The following is a 17,440-nucleotide window of genomic DNA, read 5'->3' as shown; positions in this document are numbered from 1 at the left end:
CAGCTCTGTGGCTTTTTTCAGGCAAGCCGATCCCGTCAGCGCAAAAATGCGCTGTTGAAAAGTCGTCATGGTTTAGGCCCTGTTTGCTTTGAGGCGCTGCTTGGTCAAGGATTCTTTCAGCGAATCAACTACAGCTCGCGCTGAATCCAAGGTGTGTTTCACCAGCCACGCCTCGTTGCCTACGAGTGAACGCTCGCCCATCGCTGCGGCGTAAATCGAGTCGTCGATCGTGCTGAGAAGGTCGGATACGCTTTCCATTGCATCCTCGATCGGAACGCCGGGGTTAACGATGAAAAGTGCCTGGTGCTTGGTGGCTTCGCCGGTTGGATGGAAGCGGTGGCCTTCTACTGTGCTGATGTTCGCCAGGTTCATTGTTTGCCCTCCAACGCATCGAGCTTTTCCTGCAGCTCGGTAGTCTGGCAATTGAGGTAGTTCGCCCAGTCGTCTCCGATGTACTGCCCGAGGCCTGCTAGGGCTTTAACGTTGTATCCCTTGCCATAGGTGACGTCGGCGCTGACGGCATTGAGCAGCGCGGTCAGCCAGGTGATGTGCTCACGGCTGGAGTGGATCAGGTCGATGGCTTCACCGCCGATCAGGGATGCGCTACGAGGTGAGCTGGTCATTTCGCCTCCCCTTGTGCTTCCAGGGTGCGGACGATGGCCATGTGGCTGTTGTAGCGAGCGAGACGAACGGAAAGGGACGAGTTCGCGCGAAGGGCACTCAGGGCCAAACGACGATGAGCAAAGACGCGAATTGGGGACGGATTGAGGGTGTGTTTCATCTGTGAGGCTCCTTGTACTGAGGAACCGCCACGGTCTGCCGCCAAGCAGATTAGGGTGGCGGATTGCACAGGATTGGCGGACCGGCGTACAAGGAGACCGGCGCACCCGAGGGTGCTCCTGCGCAACCCGCCATAACACAAGAATGCGGGCACAAAAAAAGCGCCTGCAATCATCATGGGGGCGCTGTTGCGCCTTGTACAGTTCAGGCCGCCAAGCCCGTTCGCTGATTTTGCAGCGACGTCCGAACCATACCGGCGACTTTGATTGCTGGCAAGGAAAGTTATCGACCGATCATCGCTGGTCATGAGCGTAGCTGTCATGGGCGCAAGTCCTCAGAATCGATTGGCAGCTTCAGTTGCTCTCTCAAATGAGCTACGTGCGCGTACGCACCCGGCTTGTCATAGCGCCAGTGAGCCAGCCGGCGACCACTGCTGCTGGCTTCCCTCTTGCGGGTCTCCAACGACTGGCAAGCGTGCCCATAACGTGCCTCGCGGAATGCCATGATCAGGCTCGATTTCAGCTCCACAACGCGGTCGGTATTGCGGGACAACGACAGCAGGAAGAACGCTTGATCTTCGTTCAGCAGGGCGAAGCGCTCCGGCCTACCACCGGCAGTTCCGGCCAAGGGTTTCTCCGTTTGAAAAGGAACAACCCCGAACTCTTCAAACTTCGCCAGGTAGCGCTCGATCAGCGCCATTTGGTTTTTGTGCTTGGTTCCCAGTTGCTTCGCGAGCTGGCGGCTATCCGCGCGCGCTTCGTTCCCGGTGTGGGTCAGCGTGATTGCATTCATGCTGTCACCCCCGCCGGCGGGTTGGTGCTGAGGTAGTAGAGCGCCATGCCCTGGTGAGTGCGCCCTTGATCGTCGGTCAGGGTGAGGCGATGGGTCAGGATCTTGTGGCCCAGGCCGCGCAGTTCATTAATGCGCGCACCAGGGCGGACGATATTCAGCTCGCGGATGGCGGTGAAGGTATCAATCGGGCCCGCTTGCAGGCGCTCCAAAAGGCGAGCGCGTTGTGCGGTTCCGCTGGTATTCTCGACGCGAGTATTTTTGTGGCTGGCCTGTTGGTCGGCCTTTTTTTTGTTCATTAGGCGGCGACCTCGCGCAATGCGATGCGCTGACGTACCCATGTTTGAACTTCAGCAAGCACCCATGCCACAGGTGCGCCGCGCGCTTTGCTGTTGCTCAACGGCACCGGTTTTGGAAAGGTCGGGTCATCCTTAAGGCGCTTATAAATCGTCGGTCGCTTATAGCCGGTAATGGCTTCCATTTCCGGAATGCGGATGAGGGTGGTAGCCGGATCACAGAATGGGCGTGCGCTTGTATCTGAGGCTGAGGCTGAGGCTGAGGTCGAGGAGATGTTGGTCATATTTGTTTCCCGTTGTTGATGAATACGGGAAACAGGTTGACGGTACGCGACGGGTGTTAATCAAGCCTCTAGGGTGTACGGCACCGGGCACACGAGAGCGGGAGTAAGGGCTCCACTGGGGCGTTATATCGAGTGGGCACCTTGGCTGTAAGCCTTGGTTTTACTCGTCCGCTCGGGTGGGCACCTTACGGTTTTTGAGGTGAGCAGTTCGCATATTTTTGGGTCTCAGGATTAAGTCGACGGCTTCCGATTCACGGCCTGATGCCCCTCTTCCTTTCAGATACTCAATGATCTCGTCACGACGGGGTGCGGTGCTGGGATCTTCTTCGTCGTAGGTCGACCAAAAGTGTTTTATGGCCTCTTCCACAAATTCCAGCCCTTCTGATTTGTGGCTGTAGTTTGGTAGGGCCAATGGTGGAGGCTGCTGCACAATTGGCGCCGAAGCCTTTGGCATCCGTTCGACTAACTGCTTTTCTACAGGCCGTGGAGGACGAGTAACTTGGACATTAGCCGTGGTAATCCAAGCGAGTAGCGATGCTCGAGTGATGATGGTGTCCGCCATGCTAATTTCAGCCTCGCGCTGCGTAGGGCGGACTACTCGTAGATTACGTTCAAGCGAAGTATTGCCGTTCCAATCGCTCACTTCTTCTTCCACATAGCCCATGCATACGACTGGTGAGATCAACCCTTGACGTATTGCTGAGACAATTCCCAACGCATGACCGTGTGCTTTTTTCCAGCGAGCGTGGTTGTGTCTCTTTGCCAGGATGAGATTTTCACAGTCAAAAGGATCAATCATTGCCGACAGCAGAGCGGCTTGCTCTACGGAGAACTCCATAACGGCCTTCCAGTGGTCTAGGTTGGGCAGCCGTTCCGAAGGCGTGAAATCCTCAAGGTCATCAAAGTCGAGCATCTGCAGGCCCCTAAACATTCCTACCACAGCTTTAAAGCGCTAAGAGGGCCTCTTCGATTGCTGGCTTAGGTATGTTTTACGCGTGAAAAGAAGGAACTGTTTATACAAACAGTAATGGCATTCAGTCTATAGCTGTCTACGTGAACAAAGGAAGCGCCACCTTAAGCGCGCTTGCCGAAGTCGCCTTGGATGACAACACCACCGGCAAGGCCGTCGAGGTAGTTCGCGTACCACTGCATCATCTTTGTGCGTTGCGGCAGGTACTGAGCCTTGTTGTAGACGCCGGCAACACCAGGCTTTTTGTGTGATAGCTGGGCCTCGACGTGATTTTCGTCGAAGCCGTTCTCGTTGAGCACCGTCGAGGCGATATGCCGGAAGCCGTGCCCGGTTTGCCGGCCCTCATATCCCATACGACGTAGCGCCATGAGAAACACGGTATCACTGCGTGGTTTGGTGTGGTCGCTGCGGCCAGGGAACAGAAGGGGATAGCTGCCGGTGTACTGGCGCAGTTCCTCTAGCGCCTCGATCGCCTGAGACGAAAGCGGCACCAGGTGCTCAAGTCCCTTTTTGCGGCCTTTGCGCTCGACTGGGATCGTCCAGAGCTTTTTGGTGAAATCGAACTCCGACCACTGGGCCTCGCGCAGCTCGCTAGGGCGCACCGCGAACAGGCTCAGCAGGCGCAGACCTAGGCGCACATCGTGGGCGTGCGGATAGGCAGCAATGGCGCGGATCAGGCCGGGAAGTTCATCGGGTGAGACGTGGGCGTAGTTCTCGGCCTTGCCGGACTGGAGATATTTTTGCAGCCCTTCAAGCGGGTTATGGGTGGCCCGGCCAGTTACCCTGGCCAAGTCGTAGGCGTCTCGGCAGTACGAGCGCACCCGGCTCATTTGCTCAAGAATTCCCTGTTGTTCCATGCCGCGCAGAAACTCCATCCACTCAAGCGGTGTGATGTCGGCATAGGGGCGTTTACCGAACACCGGGAAGACGTGACGCTCCAGGGCGCCGATGATTCGCTTGGCGGTACCCGCATCCCAGTTGGTGAGACGTGAGGCGTACCACTCTCTCGCCAGTGGCTCGAATGTCTCGCCGGCGATATCCCTCACTGCTTTCTTGCGGGCTTGCTTGGTAACGATCGGGTTTTTGCCGTCGGCGGCATCGGTGCGCAATTCGGCAGCTTTCTGCCTGGCGACTGATCCGCTCACCTCGGGGTAACCGCCAAGCCCAAGCCATGACCATTTGCCGTCGGGCTTCTTGTAGCGAAGCTGCCAGGACTTTTGGCCATCAGGCTTCACGCGGAAATAAAGGCCGCTCCCGTCCAGCTCGCGATACTCGTTGGCATCAGGCTCCAGGCCGGCCAATGCGGTATCGGAAAGGGGGCGGCGTTTTATCTCGGATCGCTTCATTTGGGCTTGTATCCCCTCGGTTCAATTATTTGTCGAGGATACACAGGGGGATACACGGAGGGAAGGTATAGGGGGATACAAGGAGAGATAGCCAGAAACAAGAAAGCCCGCACGAGGCGGGCTTCTTGAGGTGGTTTAGAGGCTCATGTAGACATCTGTAAACCGGTACTTGGTGGCTACACAGGGACTTGAACCCCGGACCCCAGCATTATGAATGCTATGCTCTAACCAACTGAGCTATGTAGCCAAGTGGCGCGCATTATTCGCGGAGAACGACATTGCGTCAAGCCTTTTTGTAAGAAATTTATCTACGCTATCAACCGTTTATCCAATTACCCCCGACTCAGCAGTGGCGAAGGGCAGCGCTGGAACCAGCGGCTGGCCTGTTCGTAGGCGTGTGCCAGTTGCAGCACGGCGAAGTCGGCCTGGTGCCGGCCGATGATTTGCAGGCCCATGGGCAGCCCGTCGGCATTGAAGCCGGCCTGCACATTGGCTACCGGGCAGCCGCTCAGGGTGCCGGGGATGACCACTTCCATCCAGCGATGATAGGTGTCCATGGCCACGCCCTGGATGCTGCGTGGCCAGGGGATGGTTTTGTCGAACGGGAACACCTGGGCGCTGGGCAGCAGCAGAAAGTCGAAGCGCTCGAACAGTTGGCTGATGGCGCGGTACCAGTGGCTGCGGCTGACCGAAGCGGCGTACACCTGACTGGCGCTGAGGCTGAGGCCGTTTTCCACCTCCCAGCAGGCTTCGGGTTTGAGCTGGGCGCGTTTCAGCGGATCGGCGTAGGCCGCGCCCAGGGAGCCTGCCACCAGCCAGTGGCGCAGGGTGCGCCAGCTGTCCCACAGCTGCTCCGGGGCGAAGTCGACCTGGGCCGCCTCGACGCTGCAGCCCAGGGCCTCGAAGTCGGCGAAGGTGGCTTGGCACAGTTCGAGGATGCCTGGTTCCATCGGCAGGTAGCCGTTGAAGTCACCGAGCCAGCCCAGGCGCGTGCCCCGCAGGTCGCGCTCCAGGGGCTCGGCAAACGCGGCTCCGGATTCGGCGATGGACAGCGGCGCCCGGGCATCAAAGCCGGCCTGTACCGACAGCAGCAGGGCGGCGTCACGCACGCTGCGGGCCATGGGGCCTTCATAGCCGAGCTGGTCGAAAAACAGATCGCTGCTGTCATCGAACGGCACCCGGCCTTGGGACGGGCGAAAGCCGAAAACATTGTTGAACGCCGCCGGGTTGCGCAACGAGCCCATCATGTCGCTGCCGTCGGCCACCGGCACCAGGTGCATGGCCAGTGCGGCGGCGGCACCACCGCTGCTGCCGCCGGCCGTCTTGCTCGGGTCGTAGGCGCAACCGGTGGCGCCGAACAGCGGGTTGTAGCTTTGTGAGCCGAGGCCGAATTCCGGGGTGTTGCTCTTGCCGATGATGATCGCCCCGGCTGCCTTGATCCGCTCGACCATGATGCCGTCGCGCTGCGGCACAAAATCTTCATACAGCGGTGAGCCCAGGGTGGTGCGAATACCGTGGGTCAGCGACAGGTCCTTGATCGCGTGGGGCAGGCCGTGCATCCAGCCGTGGTATTCGCCGCGCGCCAGCTCTGCGTCGCGCAGGTCAGCCTGGGCCAGCAGCGCCTGGGGCGGTTGCAGGCTGATCAGCGCATTCACCGCCGGGTTGAAGCGCTCGATATGGGCCAGGTAGGTCTGCATCACTTCGCGACAGGAAACCTGGCGCAGGCGGATGCGTTCGGCGAGTTCGTGGGCCTGCAGCAGGACCAGTTCGCTGATGGGGTTTGAAGTCATGGTGATGCTGCCTTGTAGACGACTTGAAGAAAGCGCCCCGCCGCAGCGGGGCGGTCGGGGGTCAACGCATCAGGTTGGTCCACAGGCGGTCGGCCAGGCGAATGGCGCCTTCGCCGCAGGTCTGGCTGAACACCACCTTGGTGCCCTCGGGAATATGCAGCTCGGGGGCATCCTTCAGGCCCGCGTCGAGGAAGGGTTCGACGCCCTTGATCGGGCTCTGGTGCTTGAGGAAGTTCTGGGTCATGGCCGCGTTCTCAGGCTGGCTGAGGAAGGCGATAAAGGCCCTGGCGTTCGCCGGGTTCTTGCTGCCCTTGGGGATGACCATGTTGTCGACCCAGGCCAGCACGCCTTCTTTCGGGTACAGGTACTTCAGGCTCGGTTTCATCTCCCGGGCGCGCATCGACGAGCCGCCCCAGAACATCGACATGTCGATTTCGCCGGCGGCCAGGTTCTCGCGGATGGAGCCGGCCTTGGAGCTGTAAGTCTTGACGAAGGGCTTCTGCGCCTTGAGCAGGGCCAGCACCTGTTGCAACTGCTTGGGGTCTTCGCTGCACAGCGGAATGTTCAGGTACAGGCTGGCCATGTCGATCACATCGCTGACCGAATCGAACATGTTGATCCGCCCCTGCAACTCGGCCGGCGGCTCATACAGCACCTTGTAGCTGTCGGCCGGGCCCGCGTAGCGCTGGCTGTCGAGCACCACGCTGGTGGTGCCCCAGATAAACGGCATCGAGTAGGCGCCGTCCGGGTCCCAGGTCGGCCGTTGCAGGTTGTCGACCACGCTGGCGTAGTAGGGCTGCTTGATCGGGTCGAAGCGCTCCAGCAACTGCTCCTTGATCAGGATCGGCACGAACTGGTGCGAGGGAATCGCCACGTCGTAGCCGGTGCCGCCTTGCTTGAGTTTGGCCAGCAGCGTCTCGTTGGAATCGTAGGAATCCACCGTGACTTCAATGCCGCTCTGTTTCTGAAACTTGGCGAGGATCTCCGGCGAAAAGTAGCCGCTCCAACTCACCACGTTGAGTTTCTCCGCAGCCTGAACGCTGCCGACCATGGTCAGTGGCAGTGTCAGTAACAACGAGGCGCCGAGGCCTGCAATCAACTTGCTCATGCTATTTCCCCACAGTGCTTGGAAGGTTCAGGTTTTCTTTTTGCCCAGCAGATAAGAGAGGCTGACGAACAGCACCGAGACGCCGAGGATCAGGGTCGAAACGGCGTTGACGTCGGGGGTCACCCCCATGCGTAACAGGCCGAAGATAAAGATCGGCAGGGTGGTGGTGCCGGCCTGGGAGACCATCATCGAGATCACGAAGTTATCCAGCGAGACGATGAAGGCCAGCATCAGTCCGGAGAAAATCCCCGGCATCAGCAGCGGCAGGGTGACCTTGCGAAAGGTGCGCCAGGGGCCGGCATAGAGGTCGGCAGCGGCCTGCTCCAGAGACAGGTCCATGTCATTGAGCCGGGCGCGGATCGGCAGGTAGGCGAACGGGATGCAGAACACCGTATGGGCGATGATCAGGTTGCCGTAGCCCAGGGACAGGCCGATGGTGGAAAACAGCGCCAGGGTGGCGACGCCGACCACGATTTCCGGCAGCACCAACGGCAGCATGATGGCGCCCATGGACAGTTGCAGGCCCTTGAACCTGGCGCCGCGCGAGGTACCCAGCGCCGCGAGGGTGGCAATCGCGGTTGCGATGCTGCTGGCGCAGACGGCGATCAACAGGCTGTTGCCCGCTGCCTGGCGCAAGGCCTGGTTGGCGAAGGCGGCGCGGTACCAGTCGAGGCTGAAACCGCTCCATACCGTGGCCGACTGGTTGGCGTTGAAGGAGAACACCACCAGCACCACGATCGGCGCGTAGAGGTACAGGTAGAACAGGAAACTGAAGCCGCCAAAGCCGGGGAAGTCCTGCACGCCCAGGCCGTTTCGCTTGAATAGACGCAGCATCATGCACCCTCCCGGGCAACGCGCTGGCGCTGAGCGCGCAGGGCATACAGGGTCAGGACCAGCATCACCGCCGCCATCAGCACCAGCGACAACGCGGCACCGAACGGCCAGTTACGGGCGTCGCTGAACTGACGGAAGATCAGGTTGCCAAGCATCATCCGCGTACCGCCGCCCAACAGCTCCGGAGCAATCATCGCCCCCAGGCAGGGCACGAAGGTCAGGATTGCACCGGCGATAATTCCCGGCCTGGCAATCGGCAGCACCACCTTGCGCAAGGTGCGCAGGCGCCCGGCATACAGGTCCTGGGCAGCCTCCAGCAGGCGCGTGTCCATTTTTTCCAGGGTGGCGTAGATCGGCAGCACCACGAACGGGGCGTAGGTGTAGACCAGGCCCAGCAGCACCGCGCCGTCGGTGTAGAGCAGTTGCAGCGGCTGGTCGATCAGGCCCAGGCCGAGCAGGCTGTTGTTGATGACCCCGGTGTTACGCAGCAGCAGGATCCAGGCGTAGGTGCGGATCAGCAGGTTGGCCCAGAACGGCACCGTGATCAGGAAGATCAGCAGCCCGCGCCGCTGCACCGGCTGCATGGCCAGCCATACGGCCACCGGGAAACCGATCAGCAGGGTGATCAGGGTAGTCAGCCCGGCAATGCCGATCGAGCGCAGGGCGATGACCAGGTAGGAATCGGTGAAGGCCAGGCTGTCGTCCAGTTGCCGCTCGAACAGCAGCGAAGTGTAGGCATCGCTGCTCAGGACCTTGTTGACCCCACCGTAGGGGTTGGCCTCCATCAGCGAGTAACCGATGACGATCAGGATCGGCACCAGCAGAAACAGACCGATGGCGAGCAGCGCCGGGCTGACCCCGAGAAAACTGTGCAAGGCCCGGCGACGTTCCAGGTTGTGAGTGATCGGTGAAGCGTGCATGGCGAACCCTCGTGCTCAATCCAGCAGGACGCTGGCGCTGCCGCGGTCGAAGTGCAGGCCGGCGTCACTGCCTACGGCAAAACGCTGGCTGTGGTCGACGCTGTTGGGGGTGCGCACGGTGAGGCGCGACCCGTCGCTGAGGCTGACCTGGTATTGCAGGTCGGTGCCGAGGTAGATCTGCGCCTCGATGCGGCACGGCAGTGTGCCCTGGCTGCCGGCCGGCACCAGGTGCAGGCGTTCCGGGCGTACCGACAGGGCGACCGTGGCGCCGACCTGGACCTCGCTGCAGGGCTGGGCCGGCAGCGGATGCCCGGCGGGGCCGGCGAACCAGGCCAGGCCGGCCTCGACCCGGGTCACGGTGCCTTGGATAAAGTTGGTTTCGCCGATAAAGTCGGCGACAAACCGGTTGCGCGGTTGTTCGTAGATGTCTTGCGGACGGCCCACTTGCTGCACTTCGCCTTCCGACAGCACGGCAATGCGGTCGGACATGGTCAGGGCTTCTTCCTGATCATGGGTGACGAAGATAAAGGTGATGCCGGTCTTGGCCTGGATCGCCTTGAGCTCTTCGCGCATGGCCTGGCGTAGCTTGAGGTCGAGTGCCGACAGGGGTTCGTCCAGCAGCAGGACTTTGGGATGCGGCGCCAGCGCCCGGGCCAGGGCCACTCGTTGCTGCTGGCCGCCGGAGAGCTGGTTGGGACGGCGCCCGGCGAAGCGTTCCATCTGCACCAGGGCCAGCATTTCGCGAACCCGCTCGGCGATCTGCGCCTTGCTCAAGACCTTGCCCATGGGCTGCGACTCAAGGCCGAAGGCCAGGTTCTCGGCGATGCTCATGTGCGGGAACAGGGCGTAGTGCTGGAACACAGTGTTGACCGGGCGCTTGAACGGCGGGCGGTCGGCGATGTTTTCGCCATAGAGCAGGATCTCGCCCTGGGTCGGAAACTCGAACCCGGCAATCATCCGCAGGAGGGTGGTTTTACCGCAGCCGGAAGGGCCGAGGAGGGTGAAGAACTCGTTGTCGCGAATGTCCAGGTCGATGTTTTTCAAGGCCACCGGGCCGCTGTGCGGATCACCGTAGACTTTGCGCACCGAGCGGATAGACACAGCCAGCGTTTGCAGCGAATGCACAGCATTCATGCGTAACCTCCGATTCCCCCATCGCCTGCGAACGCCCGGAAAAGGGCGGTGGCGTCAGGCCATGGATTTTATTTTTCTGGGCAGGATCGAGATGTGTTTCAGGTCTTTTGCGAGCCGCTTTTCGGGCTCTTTAGGTGTTTTTTTTATTCTGCTGTTGCGCCGATTATCAGTGAGGGGTTGCGGGGGCGAAACTTCAATTTTAACATAGCAGCTGTTAAATAATTTAATAGCAGAGGGCGTGCCCGGCCATGGTTGAACAGCGTTTGCCACCGATGAATGCGGTGCGTGCCTTCGATGCGGCAGCGCGCCTTGGCAGCTATGTCGAGGCGTCCAAAGCCCTGCACGTGACCCAGCCTGCCATCGGCCGCCATGTGAAGCTGCTGGAGGAATGGCTGGGGGTGCAGCTGTTTGAACGCACCTCGCGCGGGGTGATCCTGACCGCCGCCGGGGAGACCTATCACCGCAAGGTTGCCCAGGCGCTGCAACTGATCATCGAAGCCGGCCAGGAGTTGCAGCCAGGGGATCGCGAGCGCTGGCTGCGGATCATGGTGGTGCCGGGGTTCGCCAAGCGCTGGCTGACTCCGAGGCTGGAAGCGTTGCGTCATGTGCGACCGGGATTAAAGTTCGCCATCGAGCCTAATTCGACCTTTACCGAGGTCGATGCCAAGCACTGTGACCTGGGGATCGCCTACGGCCTGGACGGGCAGTACCCCCAATCACGGGCGAGCCTGATTCGCCCTCGGGTGTTCCCGATCTGCACCCCGGGTTACCTGGCCAGCATCGAGCCGATCAGCAGCCCCACCGATTTGCTCAAGCACAACCTGATTCACTTCGATGACGGTGAGTGGTGGAACATGTGGTTCGCCGCCAATGGCCTGGACATCCACATCGGCTCCGACGTGCTCTACGTCAACAACGACCATGCCTTGTCCGTGGCGGAAAGCGGGCAGGGCATCGCCCTGGCCAATGAAGTGCTGGTGCGCGAAGAGCTCAAGGCCGGGACCCTGGTGCGGGCGCTGGAAGACCAGGTGCAGTTGGAGAGCTACCGCGTGCTGACGCCCAATGGGCAATGGTCGGCGGACGTGGCGTGGTTCACCCAGTGGTTGAAAACCGAGCTGGAGGCGGATTTTCCCGAGGCGCGGATAACGCAGGCGTAGCCGCTGCTTCAGGCCCTCAGAGCGCCGTAATTTACCTGGCACTGCACGGTGTCCTATCGGGCCAGCGCAGGCTCGGCAGCGGCTACGGGCTTATGTCAGTTGAAAGCGCCCGGTATTGGCACTCAACGCGCGGCTACCCTGGCTCAGGGTGTCGGCGGCGAGGTTGACGGCGCGGGCGCCTTCCAGCAGGCGTACGGCGGCCTGATCCACCTGCTGGATATTGCTGCTGACTTCATCGGCGGTGCAGGCCTGTTCCTCCACGGCGGTGGCGATGTGCGCCAGGGTGTCGGTGACGCTTTGCACGGCCTGGGCAATTTCCTCCAGTCGTTCGCCCAGGCCGGTGACCGCGTGCGCATCGCTCTGGGCCTGGCCGCAGGCAGCTTGCATCAGGCTCACCGCTTCATTGACGGTGCTGCGCAGGCTGTCGACGGTGCCGGCAATCTGCGCGGTCGACGACTGGGTGCGTTGCGACAGACTGCGTACTTCATCGGCGACCACCGCAAACCCACGGCCCTGCTCCCCGGCCCGGGCGGCTTCGATGGCGGCATTCAGGGCCAGCAGATTGGTCTGTTCGGCGACGCCGCGAATGGTGTCCACCACCAGCTGGATCTGTTGCCCTTGCTCGCTGACCCGGCCCAGGGCCGCGGCGGTTTCATTGAGCCGTTGATTGAGCTGCTGGATGCTCGCGGTAGTGCGCTGGCTGTCACGACTGCTGTCGGCGGCAATGCGCTGGGTGTGCTGGGCGCTGCCGGAGGCCTGCTCGCAACTCATGGCCACACCCTGGGACGTGGCGGCCAACTGGGTCGCGGCGGTGGCGATCTGGCTGATCTGCTGCTGTTGCGCTTCGACCTCGCCCAGGGCCCCGCTTGAGTGATCGTTAAGGCTGCGCACGGCATTGCTCAGTTGCAGGGTTTCATGGTCCACGCCCTGCAGGCTGCTGCGTAACTGCACCACCGCCACGTTCAGCGCGGTACTGATGGCGGCCAGTTCGTCGCGCCCATGCACCGGCACTTGCAGGCACAGGTTGCCGTCACGCAGGGCCTCGGCCAGTTGGGTGATGCCGCTGGCGCTGCGGCGGATCGAGGCCTGCAGGCAGATAAACAGATACAGCGCCGCCAGCAGCAGCGCACCGAGCACCGTCGCCACCAGGATGAACTGGCGCACCGCTGCGCCCTGATAGTGTTCCAGGCGTTGGTCCAGGGAATTCAGCGAGTCCTGACGCAGGCTCGCCAGATTGCCCAGCAGGCCGTCCAGGCTGCGTTCAAAATCTTCCGGCTTGAGGTTGATGCTGCCGCCGAACACCCCGTCGTCCAGCACCTTGAGCCCGGCGTCGAGCTGCTTGAGGCTGTCGTGATAGTGCCCGGCCCAGGCCTGCAGTTCGCTGGGCAGGCGCGCTTCGAGCAGGCCGGCGGTCTTCACCAACTGGTCGCGGGCATCGCCGATACGGCTGCGCAGGTCGCGCAATTGCAGGCGGCTTTGCAGGGTGAACTGCCCGGAAACCACCGACGCCTGGCCGACGCTGGCCAGGCGCCCGACCCGTTCGATCAGGTCCGGCGCATGCTGGGTGGAGATCTGCGTCAGCAGGTAGGTTTCCAGCCAGGGGGCGAGGGTCAGGCGATTGTCCATGACGATCTGCTCGCGCAGCGCCTGCAGCGCACTCAAGGCGGCGGTGAAGCGATCGTAGCCGTCCGGCCACCAACCAACGCTGCTCAGACTCTTGGAGTCCAGGCCATTGAGCGCGGCTTGCAAGGCCTGGAAACGGGCCAGGGTGTCGCCCGCGGCACCGGCGGTCTGCAGGGCGGCGCCGAGTTCGACCATGGCCTGGTCCAGCGCCGGTTGCACGCCATCAAAGGCGGCCATGGCGGCCAGGGTTGCCGGGGTCGGTTGACGATTGGTTTCGGTGGCGCGCCAGCGGGCGGCGCGGTCGCGTTGCGCGGCCAGCAGGTTGTCCAGGTTGTTGAGGGCCAGCAGCTGATGCACCCCGGTGCGCTCGCCGGCGATCAGGCTGAGCTTGTCGCGGTAGTCCTGGCCAATCATCCACAGGCTGACCAGCAGCGGCAGGATAAACAGCAGAAACAGCAGCTGGAATTTGCGGGCGAAACCGAAACGCCCGAGCAGCCGAATGCCTGGTGAAAGAAAAAGATGCATCCCGACAACTCCCCCGGGCACTACGCACCATTGGCGTGCGGTCAGGGCGGTGTGGCCCGTGACCCGTGCCCTCGTAAAAGGCCTCGAAAAGCTCGCCAGTGCAGCCGTTATCAGGCCGGCGCTGTGGCGATACTTCCCATTTTCCGTCCCCTTTGTAAGGGCGGCGGGTTGGAAGCAATCCCGGAGCAAGATTCAGACCATGGCGTTACGCTATCAGTGGCAGATGGTCAGGATAGGTACTTAGCAAGCTAAGGGGATGGCGTTGCTGCACCTAAAAATGGCACATTGGCGCACCTGCAAATGTGCATCCATTCGCTGTACGGAAACTCTCATGGCTATCAGCAACGTTCAGTCCGCCGCGACTTCGGCCCCCGCGTCGGCGCAAAGCAGTCCCCTGGTCATGCGCATCATCGGCGCGGTAGCGCTGGCGCACCTGATCAACGACCTGATTCAGGCCGTGCTGCCGTCGATCTACCCGATGCTCAAGCAAAGCTACGGCCTGACCTTTACCCAGGTTGGCCTGATCACCTTGGCCTTCCAGTTGACGGCGTCGTTGCTGCAACCCTGGGTCGGTTACTACACCGACCGTCATCCCAAACCCTACTTGCTGCCGATGGGCATGATCTGCACCCTGATCGGCATCCTGATGATGTCCCAGGTCGGCAGCTTCCCGTTGATTCTGCTGGCGTCGGCGCTGATCGGCATTGGCTCTTCGACCTTTCACCCGGAAGCATCGCGCGTGGCGCGGCTGGCTTCGGGCGGGCGCTTTGGCCTGGCACAGTCGACCTTCCAGGTCGGTGGCAATGCCGGCACCGCCTTCGGCCCATTACTGGCGGCGGCCATCATCATTCCCTATGGCCAGGGCAATGTGGCCTGGTTCGGCCTGTTTGCGGTGTTTGCCCTGGTGGTGCTGTATGCCATCAGCCGCTGGTACGCCAACCACCTGCGGCTGTTCAAACTCAAGCAAGGCCAGGCGGCTACCCACGGCTTGTCCAAAGCCCGGGTGCTGAGCGCGCTGGTGGTGCTGGGGCTGCTGGTGTTCTCCAAGTATTTCTACATGTCCAGCTTCACCAGTTATTTCACCTTCTACCTGATCGAGAAGTTCGACCTGTCGGTGGCCAGTTCGCAGCTGCATCTGTTCCTGTTCCTCGGCGCAGTAGCGGCGGGGACCTTCTTCGGCGGGCCGATCGGCGACAGGATCGGGCGCAAGGCGGTGATCTGGTTCTCGATCCTCGGGGTGGCGCCGTTCACCTTGATCCTGCCCCACGTCGATCTGTTCTGGACCAGCGTCCTCAGCGTGGTGATCGGCTTTATCCTGGCCTCGGCATTTTCGGCCATCGTGGTCTACGCCCAGGAACTGGTGCCGGGCAACGTCGGCATGATCGCCGGGGTGTTCTTCGGCCTGATGTTCGGTTTCGGTGGCATCGGCGCTGCGCTGCTGGGCTATGTGGCAGACGCGCACGGCATCGAATATGTGTACCGGTTGTGCGCGTATCTGCCGCTGTTCGGCATCTTGGCGATCTTCCTGCCGCGTAGCAAAAAAGCCTGATCGACCTCGGGCTTGCCCGCGATCCGTCAGTTGCGTTGCTGATCGATCGCGGGTAACTCAACTCCCCCCTCTATCCAGCAATCGGCCCGCCAGTGCGGGACGCAAGCGTTGCCGAGCGCTCTACGAGAAAGGTTTCAGGTTCTTTCTGTTTCTAAATGATATTCATTTGCATTACACTCGCGCCTTCCTCAGTGCACCGTAACAGTGCATTGAATCGACAAGGACCGTTTTTAATGCGACCTACCCCCTGCCTTTTCAACTCACTTTTCCTCACCGCCGGCGTCATGCTGGCCGCTCCGACGCTGCATGCCGAGGAGGTTGTCGAGAACAGCTCCCCGGCGGTTACCGAACTCGACACCTCATTTGTGACCGCCACCGGCGCGGCGACCGATATCCGGGACGCCCCTGCCAGTGTCAGTGTGATTTCTCGCGAAGAGATCGAGCGCCAACCGGTGTACGACCTCAACACCCTGCTGCGCCGCGTCCCCGGCGTGACCGGCGGCTTCGGCCCGGTGGGCGAGCAATCGAAGATCAAACTGCGCGGCCTGGATGACAAGTACACCTTGATCCTGGTGGACGGCAAACGCGTCGGCAGTTCGGCCGACACCAGTTACCGCCGCGACCTGGCGCGCCAGGACCTGAACTGGATCGCGCCGAGCATGATCGAGCGCATCGAGATCGTGCGTGGGCCGATGTCTTCGCTGTACGGTTCAGACGCCATGGGCGGGGTGATCAATATCATCACGCGCAAGGTATCCAAGACCTGGAGCGGCTCGGCCAGCACCAACATCACCGTGCCCAAGGATTCGGATCGCGGCCAGACCACCCAGAACAGCCTCAACCTGGCCGGCCCGTTGACCGACTCTCTGGGCCTGCGCCTGGGGGCCAACGTGACTCGCCGCGCTGCCGACGAGGTCGAGCCTCGGCGCGATGCCGCCGGCGACTACATGTATGGCGACGGTGCCGGGGGTTCCAAGGACCACAGCGTGAACGCCTTGCTCGACTGGAAAATCAACGAAGAGCAGAGCCTGTCCCTGGAAGCGGTGCACGGTGTCGAGCGCTCATGGTCATCGAAAAAGACCTTCGGCGATTACGGCGAAACCATCGGCGAAGGCTTCGGTGCCGGGCGCCTGATCCGCGACAGTTATGTGCTGTCCCACACCGGTGACTGGAGTTTCGGCAGCACGAAACTGGATGCCTACTTGAACAAATTCAAGAACGACATCGAGTGGGGTAAAGCCAACTCCGAAGAAAAAATCGTTGAGGGCAGCCTCAATCTGCCGTTTGAGTGGCTGGTCAATCAGAGCCTGACCCTGGGCGGTCAATGGAAGCGCGAAGAACTGACCAACAGCAACACCCTCGGCACCGTGCCGGTTGACTACCAGGGCAATCCAGTCAACGGCTCCAGCTTGAAGGCCGACTACTCGGCGGCGTTTATCGAGGATGAACTGTTCCTGCTCGACAACCTGTCCCTGACCTTGGGCAACCGCTTCGACCACAGCGACGAATACGGTAACCACAACAGCCCACGGGCCTATCTGGTCTATCACCCGCACCCCGACTGGACCGTGCGGGGCGGTATCTCCAAGGGCTTTCGCGCGCCCAGCCTGAAAGAGGGCAGTGCGGGCGCGGCGACGGAGTCCGGGGGCCGTGGCTGTGGCTCCCTGGTGGTCCTGGGGTACGGCTCCGGCAGTTGCTGGATGGCTGGCAACCCGAACCTGACGCCGGAGACCAGCACCAACAAGGAAGTCGGTGTGTCCTTCGATCACGGTGGCTGGGAAGCCGGCTTGACCTACTTCCACACCGACTTCACCGACAAGATCGAGTACGCCGCACTGGGCGAGTACCAGGGACGCTGGTGGACCATGCTGGAAAACGTCGACAAGGCGCGTACCCGTGGCTGGGAAGGCACGACGCGGGTGCCATTGGGTGACTCCGTGGACTGGCGCACCAACGCCACCTACATGCTGGAGAGCCGAAACCTGTCCACCGGTGAAGACTTGATCAGCTCACCCAAGCTGTCGCTGTTCAGCGCCATCAACTGGCAGGTCAATGATCAGCTCAACACCGAACTGTCGGCGCAGCATGTCGGCAAGCAGCGGGGGATTGGTGATGATTTCACCCAGTCGTACACCACCTACGACCTGACGGCGAACCTGGCGCTGACCAAGTGGTTGAGCCTGAATGCCGGGGTGCAAAACCTGCTGGATGAAGATCCACGGGATGGGGCGACGAATTTCTATGTGCCCGGACGGGCGTTTTTTGCGGGGGCTACGACTTACTTCTGAGGCCGCAGTGCATGCCGCGATGGCATGACACGGGCCGTGCAACACCG

The 17,440-nt window shown here is 61.6% G+C and carries 17 protein-coding genes and 1 tRNA gene; 3 read left to right on the top strand and 15 right to left on the bottom strand.

The features are described from left to right. Window positions 1-72 precede the first annotated feature (72 nt). From ACOZJV_RS25295 to ACOZJV_RS25230, 14 genes are all read right to left on the bottom strand, one after another. Window positions 73-372 (bottom strand): DUF3077 domain-containing protein, encoded by a 300-nt coding sequence (locus ACOZJV_RS25295; protein WP_421548762.1) that lies wholly within the window; start codon window positions 370-372, stop codon window positions 73-75. After that, the gene (locus ACOZJV_RS25290) at window positions 369-623 is read right to left on the bottom strand and encodes a hypothetical protein (protein WP_421548761.1); all 255 of its coding nucleotides are present in this window, start codon (window positions 621-623) and stop codon (window positions 369-371) included. The genes ACOZJV_RS25295 and ACOZJV_RS25290 overlap by 4 nt, the downstream gene beginning before the upstream one ends. Next, window positions 620-781: a hypothetical protein gene (locus tag ACOZJV_RS25285; RefSeq protein ID WP_421548760.1), complete on the bottom strand. Its 162-nt coding sequence runs from the start codon at window positions 779-781 to the stop codon at window positions 620-622. Before ACOZJV_RS25285 ends, ACOZJV_RS25290 begins: the two co-directional genes overlap by 4 nt. 317 nt (window positions 782-1,098) lie before the next feature. After that, window positions 1,099-1,572: a Rha family transcriptional regulator gene (locus ACOZJV_RS25280; protein WP_421548759.1), complete on the bottom strand. Its 474-nt coding sequence runs from the start codon at window positions 1,570-1,572 to the stop codon at window positions 1,099-1,101. Next, window positions 1,569-1,868 (bottom strand): helix-turn-helix domain-containing protein, encoded by a 300-nt coding sequence (locus ACOZJV_RS25275; protein ID WP_179678235.1) that lies wholly within the window; start codon window positions 1,866-1,868, stop codon window positions 1,569-1,571. Before ACOZJV_RS25275 ends, ACOZJV_RS25280 begins: the two co-directional genes overlap by 4 nt. Continuing rightward, window positions 1,868-2,149 carry a helix-turn-helix transcriptional regulator gene (locus ACOZJV_RS25270; RefSeq protein ID WP_421548758.1) on the bottom strand — a complete coding sequence of 94 codons (282 nt, stop codon included), beginning with the start codon at window positions 2,147-2,149 and terminating at the stop codon, window positions 1,868-1,870. Before ACOZJV_RS25270 ends, ACOZJV_RS25275 begins: the two co-directional genes overlap by 1 nt. Window positions 2,150-2,309: 160 nt before the next feature. Further along, window positions 2,310-3,062, bottom strand: coding sequence for a hypothetical protein (locus tag ACOZJV_RS25265; RefSeq protein ID WP_421548757.1), 753 nt, complete (start codon window positions 3,060-3,062; stop codon window positions 2,310-2,312). A gap of 161 nt (window positions 3,063-3,223) precedes the next feature. Further along, complete coding sequence (locus tag ACOZJV_RS25260) at window positions 3,224-4,465, bottom strand: tyrosine-type recombinase/integrase (RefSeq protein ID WP_421548756.1); 1,242 nt, start codon at window positions 4,463-4,465, stop codon at window positions 3,224-3,226. A 170-nt stretch (window positions 4,466-4,635) separates the two neighbouring features. Then, window positions 4,636-4,712, bottom strand: a tRNA-Met gene (locus ACOZJV_RS25255). Between the two features lie 85 nt (window positions 4,713-4,797). Continuing rightward, window positions 4,798-6,255 (bottom strand): amidase, encoded by a 1,458-nt coding sequence (locus ACOZJV_RS25250; protein ID WP_421548755.1) that lies wholly within the window; start codon window positions 6,253-6,255, stop codon window positions 4,798-4,800. A gap of 61 nt (window positions 6,256-6,316) precedes the next feature. Next, window positions 6,317-7,363: an extracellular solute-binding protein gene (locus ACOZJV_RS25245; RefSeq protein ID WP_421548754.1), complete on the bottom strand. Its 1,047-nt coding sequence runs from the start codon at window positions 7,361-7,363 to the stop codon at window positions 6,317-6,319. 27 nt (window positions 7,364-7,390) lie between these two features. Then, window positions 7,391-8,200: an ABC transporter permease gene (locus ACOZJV_RS25240; RefSeq protein ID WP_078472455.1), complete on the bottom strand. Its 810-nt coding sequence runs from the start codon at window positions 8,198-8,200 to the stop codon at window positions 7,391-7,393. After that, window positions 8,197-9,117, bottom strand: coding sequence for an ABC transporter permease (locus ACOZJV_RS25235; protein WP_078472454.1), 921 nt, complete (start codon window positions 9,115-9,117; stop codon window positions 8,197-8,199). The genes ACOZJV_RS25240 and ACOZJV_RS25235 overlap by 4 nt, the downstream gene beginning before the upstream one ends. A gap of 15 nt (window positions 9,118-9,132) precedes the next feature. Continuing rightward, window positions 9,133-10,251: an ABC transporter ATP-binding protein gene (locus tag ACOZJV_RS25230; RefSeq protein ID WP_421548753.1), complete on the bottom strand. Its 1,119-nt coding sequence runs from the start codon at window positions 10,249-10,251 to the stop codon at window positions 9,133-9,135. A gap of 248 nt (window positions 10,252-10,499) precedes the next feature. Between ACOZJV_RS25230 and ACOZJV_RS25225 the strand changes: the two genes are divergently transcribed. Next, window positions 10,500-11,408 carry a LysR substrate-binding domain-containing protein gene (locus ACOZJV_RS25225; protein ID WP_078472452.1) on the top strand — a complete coding sequence of 303 codons (909 nt, stop codon included), beginning with the start codon at window positions 10,500-10,502 and terminating at the stop codon, window positions 11,406-11,408. A 90-nt stretch (window positions 11,409-11,498) separates the two neighbouring features. Here ACOZJV_RS25225 and ACOZJV_RS25220 read toward each other — a convergent pair whose 3' ends face one another. Next, window positions 11,499-12,179 (bottom strand): methyl-accepting chemotaxis protein, encoded by a 681-nt coding sequence (locus tag ACOZJV_RS25220; protein WP_421548806.1) that lies wholly within the window; start codon window positions 12,177-12,179, stop codon window positions 11,499-11,501. 1,708 nt (window positions 12,180-13,887) lie between these two features. Here ACOZJV_RS25220 and ACOZJV_RS25215 point away from each other — a divergent pair. Beyond that, a complete protein-coding gene (locus ACOZJV_RS25215; RefSeq protein WP_078472450.1) occupies window positions 13,888-15,105 on the top strand; it encodes an MFS transporter in 1,218 nt (405 codons plus the stop codon). Between the two features lie 233 nt (window positions 15,106-15,338). After that, a complete protein-coding gene (locus ACOZJV_RS25210) occupies window positions 15,339-17,393 on the top strand; it encodes a TonB-dependent receptor domain-containing protein (RefSeq protein ID WP_421548752.1) in 2,055 nt (684 codons plus the stop codon). Window positions 17,394-17,440 lie beyond the last annotated feature (47 nt).

It is taken from the genome of Pseudomonas sp. QD4 (assembly GCF_049199125.1).
In the GTDB taxonomy this organism is placed as follows: Bacteria; Pseudomonadota; Gammaproteobacteria; order Pseudomonadales; family Pseudomonadaceae; genus Aquipseudomonas.
This window is presented reverse-complemented; position numbering and strand designations above follow the sequence as displayed.

Bases quoted from the DNA above. Each gene is read 5' to 3' on its own strand.
- ACOZJV_RS25295 (WP_421548762.1), bottom strand. From the start codon at position 372: ATGAACCTGGCGAACATCAGCACAGTAGAAGGCCACCGCTTCCATCCA.
- ACOZJV_RS25290 (WP_421548761.1), bottom strand. From the start codon at position 623: ATGACCAGCTCACCTCGTAGCGCATCCCTGATCGGCGGTGAAGCCATC.
- ACOZJV_RS25285 (WP_421548760.1), bottom strand. From the start codon at position 781: ATGAAACACACCCTCAATCCGTCCCCAATTCGCGTCTTTGCTCATCGT.
- ACOZJV_RS25280 (WP_421548759.1), bottom strand. From the start codon at position 1,572: ATGAATGCAATCACGCTGACCCACACCGGGAACGAAGCGCGCGCGGAT.
- ACOZJV_RS25275 (WP_179678235.1), bottom strand. From the start codon at position 1,868: ATGAACAAAAAAAAGGCCGACCAACAGGCCAGCCACAAAAATACTCGC.
- ACOZJV_RS25270 (WP_421548758.1), bottom strand. From the start codon at position 2,149: ATGACCAACATCTCCTCGACCTCAGCCTCAGCCTCAGCCTCAGATACA.
- ACOZJV_RS25265 (WP_421548757.1), bottom strand. From the start codon at position 3,062: ATGCTCGACTTTGATGACCTTGAGGATTTCACGCCTTCGGAACGGCTG.
- ACOZJV_RS25260 (WP_421548756.1), bottom strand. From the start codon at position 4,465: ATGAAGCGATCCGAGATAAAACGCCGCCCCCTTTCCGATACCGCATTG.
- ACOZJV_RS25250 (WP_421548755.1), bottom strand. From the start codon at position 6,255: ATGACTTCAAACCCCATCAGCGAACTGGTCCTGCTGCAGGCCCACGAA.
- ACOZJV_RS25245 (WP_421548754.1), bottom strand. From the start codon at position 7,363: ATGAGCAAGTTGATTGCAGGCCTCGGCGCCTCGTTGTTACTGACACTG.
- ACOZJV_RS25240 (WP_078472455.1), bottom strand. From the start codon at position 8,200: ATGATGCTGCGTCTATTCAAGCGAAACGGCCTGGGCGTGCAGGACTTC.
- ACOZJV_RS25235 (WP_078472454.1), bottom strand. From the start codon at position 9,117: ATGCACGCTTCACCGATCACTCACAACCTGGAACGTCGCCGGGCCTTG.
- ACOZJV_RS25230 (WP_421548753.1), bottom strand. From the start codon at position 10,251: ATGAATGCTGTGCATTCGCTGCAAACGCTGGCTGTGTCTATCCGCTCG.
- ACOZJV_RS25225 (WP_078472452.1), top strand. From the start codon at position 10,500: ATGGTTGAACAGCGTTTGCCACCGATGAATGCGGTGCGTGCCTTCGAT.
- ACOZJV_RS25220 (WP_421548806.1), bottom strand. From the start codon at position 12,179: ATGAGTTGCGAGCAGGCCTCCGGCAGCGCCCAGCACACCCAGCGCATT.
- ACOZJV_RS25215 (WP_078472450.1), top strand. From the start codon at position 13,888: ATGGCTATCAGCAACGTTCAGTCCGCCGCGACTTCGGCCCCCGCGTCG.
- ACOZJV_RS25210 (WP_421548752.1), top strand. From the start codon at position 15,339: ATGCGACCTACCCCCTGCCTTTTCAACTCACTTTTCCTCACCGCCGGC.